At 68.5% G+C, this 8,781-nt stretch carries 11 protein-coding genes and 1 pseudogene; 1 reads left to right on the top strand and 11 read right to left on the bottom strand.

The genetic code is table 11. The features are described from left to right. A pseudogene (locus R5H29_RS14310) lies at positions 1-76 on the top strand (DUF1294 domain-containing protein); the annotation flags it as partial. A gap of 99 nt (positions 77-175) precedes the next feature. Here R5H29_RS14310 and R5H29_RS14305 read toward each other — a convergent pair. The 11 genes from R5H29_RS14305 to ccmA form a co-directional block, all read right to left on the bottom strand. Continuing rightward, a complete protein-coding gene (locus R5H29_RS14305; RefSeq protein ID WP_332329329.1) occupies positions 176-520 on the bottom strand; it encodes a DUF1294 domain-containing protein in 345 nt (114 codons plus the stop codon). Next, on the bottom strand, positions 521-1,633 hold the full coding sequence (locus R5H29_RS14300) for a homoserine O-acetyltransferase (RefSeq protein ID WP_332329328.1): 1,113 nt from the start codon (positions 1,631-1,633) through the stop codon (positions 521-523). It lies immediately after the preceding gene. Positions 1,634-1,813: 180 nt separating this feature from the next. Beyond that, positions 1,814-2,803 (bottom strand): tetratricopeptide repeat protein, encoded by a 990-nt coding sequence (locus tag R5H29_RS14295; RefSeq protein ID WP_332329327.1) that lies wholly within the window; start codon positions 2,801-2,803, stop codon positions 1,814-1,816. Further along, on the bottom strand, positions 2,797-3,246 hold the full coding sequence (locus R5H29_RS14290) for a cytochrome c-type biogenesis protein (RefSeq protein ID WP_164144825.1): 450 nt from the start codon (positions 3,244-3,246) through the stop codon (positions 2,797-2,799). Before R5H29_RS14290 ends, R5H29_RS14295 begins: the two co-directional genes overlap by 7 nt. Before the next feature lie 4 nt (positions 3,247-3,250). Next, complete coding sequence (locus tag R5H29_RS14285; protein ID WP_332329326.1) at positions 3,251-3,868, bottom strand: DsbE family thiol:disulfide interchange protein; 618 nt, start codon at positions 3,866-3,868, stop codon at positions 3,251-3,253. Between the two features lie 8 nt (positions 3,869-3,876). Continuing rightward, positions 3,877-5,796: a heme lyase CcmF/NrfE family subunit gene (locus tag R5H29_RS14280; protein ID WP_134729933.1), complete on the bottom strand. Its 1,920-nt coding sequence runs from the start codon at positions 5,794-5,796 to the stop codon at positions 3,877-3,879. Next, positions 5,797-6,258 carry a cytochrome c maturation protein CcmE gene (gene ccmE / locus R5H29_RS14275; RefSeq protein WP_100446247.1) on the bottom strand — a complete coding sequence of 154 codons (462 nt, stop codon included), beginning with the start codon at positions 6,256-6,258 and terminating at the stop codon, positions 5,797-5,799. Then, positions 6,255-6,443 carry a heme exporter protein CcmD gene (ccmD, locus tag R5H29_RS14270; RefSeq protein ID WP_019660476.1) on the bottom strand — a complete coding sequence of 63 codons (189 nt, stop codon included), beginning with the start codon at positions 6,441-6,443 and terminating at the stop codon, positions 6,255-6,257. Before ccmD ends, ccmE begins: the two co-directional genes overlap by 4 nt. Beyond that, the gene (gene ccmC / locus R5H29_RS14265; RefSeq protein ID WP_180832190.1) at positions 6,440-7,210 is read right to left on the bottom strand and encodes a heme ABC transporter permease CcmC; all 771 of its coding nucleotides are present in this window, start codon (positions 7,208-7,210) and stop codon (positions 6,440-6,442) included. Before ccmC ends, ccmD begins: the two co-directional genes overlap by 4 nt. Positions 7,211-7,253: 43 nt before the next feature. Then, a complete protein-coding gene (gene ccmB, locus R5H29_RS14260; RefSeq protein WP_006456616.1) occupies positions 7,254-7,949 on the bottom strand; it encodes a heme exporter protein CcmB in 696 nt (231 codons plus the stop codon). Continuing rightward, positions 7,946-8,575 (bottom strand): heme ABC exporter ATP-binding protein CcmA, encoded by a 630-nt coding sequence (gene ccmA / locus R5H29_RS14255; protein WP_171952839.1) that lies wholly within the window; start codon positions 8,573-8,575, stop codon positions 7,946-7,948. The genes ccmB and ccmA overlap by 4 nt, the downstream gene beginning before the upstream one ends. Positions 8,576-8,781 lie beyond the last annotated feature (206 nt).

Below are 8,781 nucleotides of genomic sequence, written 5' to 3'. Positions count from 1 at the left end.
CCAGTGGGTGTTCTGGTTGTGCGTGCTGGCCAACGTGGCCTCGATCGCGGTGATGCTGCGCGAGTTTTCGCGGTAACCGTTCGAATGGGTAGTGGCGGGGGGGGGGGGGGGCCCCGCCGCGGCGCCCACCGTCGGGCGGTGGCGCCCCGGCGCCCGGCACTACCCATTCGAACGGTTACCGCGAAAACTCGCGCAGCATCACCGCGATCGAGGCCACGTTGGCCAGCACGCACAACCAGAACACCCACTGGAACGCGGCCTTGCGGTGCTTGTGGCGGAACATCGCCTGGCCCAGCAGTGCGCCGGGCCAACCACCTGCAAAGGCCAGCAGCTGCAGGGTGCGCTCGGGAATACGCCACTGCTTTCGCTGCGCCGCGCGCTTGTCATGGCCATAGAGGCCGAACGACACCGCACTGGCCAGCAGGTACCAGCCGCCCAGCCACAGCGGCAGCACGCCGCTGATCATCAGCGCGATCAACGCGCCGAACGCGGCCAGTGCGAGGTTACGCCGCCACGCCACTTACAATGCGTCGAGGAAGCCGCGCACGGCCGGGCCGAAACGTTCGAAATCGACGAGGAAAGCGTCATGGCCCTGCGGCGATTCCAGGCCGATGAAGTGCGCATCGGCGCCGCCGGCGCGCAGGCCATCGGCAACCTGTTGCTGCTGCTGCACGGGGAACAGGATATCGGTGTTCGCGCCGATCGCCAGCGCCTTCTCCACACGGATCTTCGCGAGCCCGGCCAGCACGTCGCCGTCGGCATACTCGGCCAGGTCGAACCAGTCCATCGAGCGGCTCAGGTACAGGTAGCAGTTCGGATCGAAGAAACGCACGAAGCGCCGTGCGTGCCCTTCCAGATAGCTTTCCACCTGGAATTCCAGGCCGAACGGATCGTCGTCGGTCTGGTCCGAATCCAGCCGCACGCGGCCGAAGCGGCCATCCCACTCCAGCGCCGAGCGGTAGGTGATCACGCCCAGCTTGCGCGCCATGCGCATGCCGGACTCGGGATACGCGTCGTCGTCGTAGTGGCCGCCATTCCAGCGCGGGTCAAGGCGGATTGCCTCGCGCTGCAGCGAGCGGATCGCGATGGAGAACGGCAGCGCCTGCGCGCTGCCGGAAATGTTGACGTGGCTGCGCGCAATGCCCGGGTGCAGCATCAGCACGGCCAACGCGGTCATGCCGCCCATCGAGTTGCCGACCACGCAGGCCAGCTGCTCGATGCCCAGCGCACGCACGACTTCGATCGCGGCGCGCGCGCCGTCTTCGATCGACAGCTCGGGGAAGTCCAGGCGGTAGGGCTCACCGTTGGCCGGGTTGAGCGAAGCGGGGCCGGTCGAGCCCTTGCAGCTGCCCAGCGAATTCACGCACACCACGAACCAGCGGTTGGTATCGATGGGTTTGCCGGGGCCAACCATCGCTTCCCACCAGCCCGGTGCCGGATTGGCCTCGTTGGCGGCCGCATGCGCATCCGGCGACAGGCCGGTCACGATCAGGATCGCATTGCTGGCGTCAGTCGCCAGCGTTCCCCAGGTCTCGTAGGCCACGCGCGCGCCGTGCAGGGCGCCACCGCGCTTGAACGGGAACGGCGAAGGCAGGGCGTGGAAGCGGGTGCCGGGCGGGATGAATTCGGTCATGCACGCATTCTAGCGGGGCCGCATGTGGAGCTGGCGACACGCTGGTTTCCAGCAGCGGGTGGACGCGGACCGGACCGTCGTATCCACGCATGGCGTGGATCTGCTGTAGAGCCGAGCCGATGCTCGGCTGGCGAGCGCCGGCAAGCCAATCGCAGCCGAGCGTGGGCTCGGCTCTACAAGTCAGGGAAACCGCAGTTCCACCACGCCTTCATGCGGCAGGCTTACCTTGACCGGAACGCTCTGCAGGTCGTCCTCGCTGCGGCTGGCGCTGCCGGTGCGTGAGATGCGTGCCAGCACTTCCACTTCGCGATGGGCCGACAGCGGTGCGGTTGGCATCGGACTGTCACCGTCGCCCAGCCCGACCGTGTCCGGGAATCCGCTCAGCGGCAGCTTGCGAGCGGCCACCGGCATCGGCGGGCCGCCGACGGCACGGGCCAGCACGAACACCCGGGTGCTGGCGGGCCACTCGTCGTTGTTCAGTGCCGGCAGCTGCACGCGCACCTGCAGCAGCGCCGGTGGCGCCGCAACGCCAGCATCGGGCGCATGGCCGGCGGCCTCGCGGGCAATCGCGATCTGCGCCTGCAGCGCCTGCGCGGCACCCGGTTCCAGTCGCGGCAGCAGGCCGCTCCACACATCCGCGGCCTCGGCATTCTTTCCGCGTTGGCGCAGGGCGATGCCCAGCAGCCAGCTGGCGCGCTCGGCGTCAGGGGCCTGTGTACGTGCCTGCTGCAACCAGGCCATCGCGGTGTCATCGAACTGCTTGCCGGCATCAGCCTGCGCGCGCGCCTGCGCGGCTTCCACCAGCACACCAGGATCATCCGGTGCCAATTCGGCGGCCTTCGCGAAGGCGTCTGCCGCAGCTGAGGCATTGCCCAGTTCTGCCTGCGAACGCCCGAGCAATGCCCAGCCATCGGCACGCTGAGGGTCGCGCTTCAGTGCATCCTGCAGGGCCTGCACGCCATCGCGCAGGGTGGCTACCGACGGCGTCGGCTGTACCTGCGCTGCACGCGGATCACCGACCAGCAGGTACAGGCAGGCACCGGCCACGCCCAGTGCGAACACGCCGACCACGAAACCGCGACGACCGTGGTGGCGCAACGGCCACAGCACCAGTGCTGCCATCAGCGCAGCAACCAGGCCGGCCAGCACCGGCAGCCAATGGTTCACCATTCGTCTCCTTCATCGGCCTTGCCGGCCGGCGCCGCGCCGAAGGTGCGTCCACGTCGGCGGACGATGCCCAGCACCACCAGTGCACCGGCGCCGAGCACCAGCAGGGGGCCACCCCACAGCAGCCAGGTGCCCGGCTGCAACGGTGGTTGATAGAGCACGAACTCACCGTAGCGGGCGACCAGGAACTGCTTGATCTGTGCGTCGTCGTGGCCCTGCTGCATCAACTGCAGCACCTCCCGGCGCAGGTCCTGGGCGATCTGCGCGTTGGAGTCGGCCAGCGACTGGTTCTGGCACTGCACGCAGCGCAGCTGCGCGGCCAGGTCATGGAAGCGGCGTTCCTCGGCACCATCGCGGAACTGCAGCGGCTGCGGATCGTGCAGCGGCTGCTGGGCCAGCGCGGCCAGCGGCAGCATCAGGAGCAGCAGCGCCAGCAGCCAGCGCATCGGCTCAGGGCGCCGTATGCAGGGTGTTGCCGGCACTGCCCTGGGCCTTCTCGATCTTCTCCAGTGCCGGGATCAGCTTCTCGTCGACCACGTGCTGGGTCATCGCTCCGCTGTACTTCCAGCGTACGATGCCACTGCCATCAACCAGGAAGGTTTCTGGCGCAGCGGTCACGCCCCAGTCGATCGCGGTGCGGCCCTCAACATCGCTGAGCACCACCATGAACGGGTTGCCCAGCTGCTCCAGCCAGTGCAGCGCGTCCTTCGGATCATCCTTCCAGTTGTAGCCGATCACGCGCACGCGCTTGCTTTCGGCAAAACGGGTCAGCACCGGGTGTTCCTCGCGGCAGGCCGCGCACCAGCTGCCCCATACGTTCAGCAGGTAGGGCGCACCGCGCAGGTCGTCGCTGCGCACGATCATCTCCGGATCGTGCAGCACCGGGAGCGCGAACGCGGGTGCCGGCTTGTCGATCAGCGCAGACGGCAGCACGTCGCGCTGCGGGTCACCCGATTTCATCACCCCGTAGATCATCAGCCCGAGCAGGCCGAAGAAGAACAGCACGCCGATCACGATGGCTACCGGCGGCAGCGGGCGGGAGGGGCGCGGGGCAGGGGACTCGGACATGGAAACTCCTACGGACGACGGAAACGGCGGTCGGCGGCGGCGATGAATCCGCCCAGGGCCATCAACAGCGCGCCCAGCCAGATCCAGCGCACGAACGGCTTGATGTGCACCCGTACCGCCCATGCATTGTTGCCCAGCGGCTCGCCCAATGCCACGTAGACATCGCCGTCGAAGCGTGCATCGATGCCGGCCTCGGTCATCACCTGGCCGCCGCTGGCGTACTGGCGCTTCTCCGGGTGCAGCAGGGCCAGTTCGCGGCCGTCGCGGAACACCCGCAGGTGACCGCGGTCGGCGATGAAATTGGGGCCTTCGCGATGGTCCACGCCCTCGAAGCGCACTTCGTAGCGACCGACCACCAGATGCTGGCCCGGTGCCAGCGCCACTTCACGCTGCACGTTCAGCGCTTCGACCAGCAGCGCGCCAGCCAGGAACACGGCGATGCCGGCGTGGGCGACGATCATGCCGAGCATCTCGGCGGTGAAGCGGCCATTGCCGCGCAGGCGCTGCCAGACGAAGCGTGCGGTGCCGAGTGCGACCCAGGCCGCAGCGGCGACGCCGATGCCGGCCTTCCAGCCGTTCTGCGGCGCCTGCCACCAGGCCAGCGCGCCCAGCAGCACGGCCAGCCCCAGCCATGGCGCCAGCAGCGCGAATGCACGCGAAGTTTGGTCGCGCTGCCACTTCACCAGCGGGCCGAACGGCAGCAGCAGGATCATCGGCGCCATCAGCAGCAGGAACAGACTGCCGAAGTAGGGCGGGCCGACCGAGATCTTGCCCAGCGACAGCGCATCGGCCAGCAGCGGGTACAGCGTGCCCAGCAGGACCATCGCGCAGGCCGTGGCCAGCAGCAGGTTGTTGGCCAGCAGCAGGGTCTCGCGCGAGGTGGCGGTAAAGCCACGGCGCGGATCGTCGGCGTCCACGCTCAGCTGGCTGGCGCGCAGCGCGTACAGCAGCAGGCTGCCGCCGACCAGCACCGACAGGAACACCAGGATGAACAGGCCACGCGACGGATCGGCGGCGAACGAATGCACGCTGGTCAGCACACCGGAGCGCACCAGGAAGGTCCCGAGCAGCGACAGCGCGAAGGCCGCGATCGCCAGCAGCAGGGTCCAACTGCCGAACGTGCCGCGCTTTTCAGTGACGGCCTGCGAATGGATCAATGCCGCACCGACCAGCCATGGCATGAAGCTGGCGTTCTCCACCGGGTCCCAGAACCACCAGCCACCCCAGCCCAGCTCGTAGTAGGCCCACCAGCTGCCCAGCGCGATGCCAAGAGTCAGGAAGCCCCAGGCGACGTTGGTCCAGGGCCGCGTCCAGCGCAGCCAGCGGGCGTCGACGCGGCCTTCCAGCAGCGCGGCCACCGCGAACGCGAACGGCACCGCGAAACCCACGTAACCGATGTACAGCATCGGCGGATGGATGATCAGCCCCGGATCCTGCAGCAGCGGGTTGAGGTCGCGGCCTTCCAGCGGTGCCGGGTTCAGGCGCAGGAACGGATTGGAGGTGAAGATCAGGAAGGCGAGAAAGCCGACGCTGACAATGCCCATCACCGCCAGTACGCGCGCCTGCACCGGTGCTGGCAGGTGCCGCGAGAACAGCGCCACCGCGCCGGTCCACAATGCCAGCACCAGCGCCCACATCAGCAGCGAGCCCTCATGCGCACCCCACACCGCCGAATAGCGGTAGATCATCGGCAGCAGCGAATTGGAGTTCTCGGCCACGTAGCGCACCGAGAAATCCTGCTGCACGAACGCGGCGGTCAGCACCGCGAACGCGCCGGCCAACAGCAGCAGCTGCGCGAAGGCGGCAGGCCGCGCCACTGCCATCCATGCCGCGTTGTTGCGATGCGCACCGACCAGCGGCAGGCCGGCCTGCAGCAGCGAGGCCAGCAACGCACACAACAGCAGGATCTGACCCAGTTCGGGCAGCACTCAGCGCACCTCGGGGGCCGTCACCGGCACGTCGTGCTTGCGATGGGCATCGCCCATCTTGTCGGCCACTTCCTTCGGCACGTACTTCTCATCGTGCTTGGCCAGCACTTCGTCGGCGACGAAGACACCGTCCTGCAGGCGGCCACTGGCGACCACCGCGGTGCCTTCGGCGAACATGTCCGGCAGGATCCGCGAGGTGGTCACCGCCAGCTGTGCATCGCCGTCGGTCACTTCGAAGCGCGCCTCCAGCGAGCCGACCGGGCGGTTGAAGGAGCCCTTCACCACCATGCCGCCCAAGCGGAAGCGCGACTGCGCATCGACATCGCCGCGCAGCACTTCCGAAGGGGTGTACAGGTAGGCGATGTTGCGCTCCAGTGCCATCGCCACCAGCGCGGTGGCCAGGCCGGAGGCGAGCAGTGCCAGCAATACCCAGGCCAGGCGGCGGCGTTGTACCGGCGTCATCGTTCCAGCTCCGTCGACAGCGGCGTCGCTGCGTCCTGCCTGCCCGCCCGGGTCTGCTGGCGTTGCTGGCGGGCCAGTGCCAGCCGGCGTGCCACGCGCAGTCGCAGCCACGAACCGATGGCATCGGCGCCGAGCACCAGTACGAACACGGCGTAGGCGCCGATCACATAGGGAAGGTGGGTCATGGCTGGGCCTCCGGGACAGGGCGTTCGGCACCGACACGTCCACCGACCCAGGCCTTGCCGGCCTCGCGGTCGAGATTGTCAGAGCGCGCCTTGGCCAGCACCGAACCGGCAAACCAGAACTTGGTGCCGATCACCATCCACCACAGCGGCGCGATCATCGCGCTGCTGATCGCCGATTCACCGAACACGTTGATGGACTGGCGCTGGTGCAGGCCGCCCCACCAGTCCACCGAATAGCGGATCACTGGCAGCAGGCTGACACCGACGATGGCCAGCAGGCCGGCCGCGCGTGCGGCGCTGCGGCGGTCCTCGATGGCGTGGTACAGGCCGATCACGCCCAGGTACAGGAACAGCAGCACCAGTTCGCTGGTCATGCGCGGGTCCCAGTCCCACCAAGTGCCCCAGGTGCCCTTGCCCCAGATGCTGCCGGTCAGCAGGGTGATCAGGGTGAAACCGGCGCCCATCGGCGCGCAGGCCATGGCCAGGATCTCGCAGACCTTGATCCGCCAGATCAGCGCGATGGCCGCGTACAGCGCCATCAGTGCGAACACGAACAGGCTCATCCAGGCACTGGGGACGTGGATGTAGAGGATGCGGAAACTGTCCAGCTGCTTGGCTTCCGGTGGCACCACCAGCAGCGCCTGCCACATGCCGACCAGCAGCACCGGCACCGCAACCAGGTAGAACACCCGCGACCAGCGGGCAGCGAAACGATCGAACGTGGGAGGCGAACCGAGTTGGTGGAACCAGCGGACAATCGGATTCATGCGTGGCGGCTATCCAGCAGGGGTGGATTGGCTCTCAGCTCGGTCAACTCAGAGAAATACGTATTGCAGCAGCAGTGGCCAGCGGAGCCAGCACCAGCGCGACCAGCAGGCCAGCGCCCAGCATCAGCAGCGCACCGACCGGATCCTGCCCGCGCCCGGCTGCCGCCAGGCTGCCTGCGCCGAACACCAGCACGGGCACGTACAGCGGCAACGACAGCAACGCCACGAGAATACCAGAGCGCCGGATGCCGACGGTCAGTGCAGCGACCACGCCACCGATCAGGCTCAGCAACGGCGTTCCCAGCAGCAACGATGCCAGCAACATCGGCAGCTGGTCATGCGGCAGATGCAGCATTTCGGCCAGCAGCGGGCTGACCACGATCAACGGCAGGGCGGTGGTGGCCCAGTGCAGCAGCACGCGTACCAGCACCAGCCAGGCCAGCGGCACCGGCGCCAGCAGCCATTGTTCCAACGAGCCGTCTTCGGCATCGGAACGGAACAGCGAATCCAGCGACAGCTGTCCCGCCAGCAGCACGGCCAGCCACAGCACCGCGCCGGCGGTGGCGGCCAGCAGCTGTGGCTCGCGGCCCTGCGCCAGCGCGAACAGCACCACCACCAGCACCGCGAACAGCAGCGGTTGCAGCGCGTCGCCGCGGCGGCGCCAGAGCAGGCGCAGGTCGCGCTTGAGCAGGGCGCCTGCGGTCTGCCACAGGCCCGGTTCGGTACCCGGCGCGATCATGCGGCACCGCCGAGGTCGAGCTGGCGGGTACGCACCGGCGGTGCGGCATAGGCGCCGTGGGTGGTGACCAGCGCAGCGCCACCGGCGCGCAGGTGCGCCGAAATCATCCGGTTGACCAGGGTGATGCCCTCCAGGTCGAGGTTGGCATAGGGCTCGTCCAGCAGCCACAGCGGCGCCGGCGACAGCCAGATGCGCGCCAGTGCCAGCCGCCGCCTCTGCCCGGCCGACAGATGCCGCACCAGGGTGTCCTCGTAGCCGGCCAGGCCGACGATCGCCAGTGCGTTGCCGGGCATCTGCCGGGCACGCCGGCCATGCAGGCCGCACAGGAAGTGCAGGTTCTCCAGCGTGTCCAGGTCTGGCTTCAGGGCCGGCAGATGGCTGAGGTAGGCCACGTAGCGTGCACGTTCGGCGTTGCTGGCGGGCTTGCCGTCGATCCGCACCTGGCCGGCGCCGGGCCGGGCCAGGCCGGCCAGCACGCGCAGCAGGGTGGTCTTGCCGGCGCCATTGCCACCCTGCACCAGCAGTGCCTCGCCGGCGTCCACATGGAAGTCCAGCGGGCCGAACACCGGCTCGTCATTGCGGGAGAAGCTCAGGCCGCTGGCGGCCAGCAATGCAGGGGTGTTCAAGGGGCAGGGGTCTTCATGCCGGAGTGCGATGGCAATTGTAGCGGTGAATTCACATGGTAGTGCCGGCCGCGGGCCGGCCAATTCGCCCTCAGCCAGCCGCGGTTGCCGGGCAGCGGCCGGCACTACCGCCGCGCGGCTTGCGGAAACTCGGGGGCCCGTGTTCTCCCCAGGCCAGGCCGATGCACCCCCCCACCCAGCGGCCCAAG

This window comes from Stenotrophomonas sp. A3_2 (assembly GCF_036624925.1).
GTDB classification, from domain to species: domain Bacteria; phylum Pseudomonadota; class Gammaproteobacteria; order Xanthomonadales; family Xanthomonadaceae; genus Stenotrophomonas; species Stenotrophomonas hibiscicola.
Note: the sequence above shows the minus strand (reverse complement) of the source record. Positions and strands in the feature narration are given on the sequence as shown.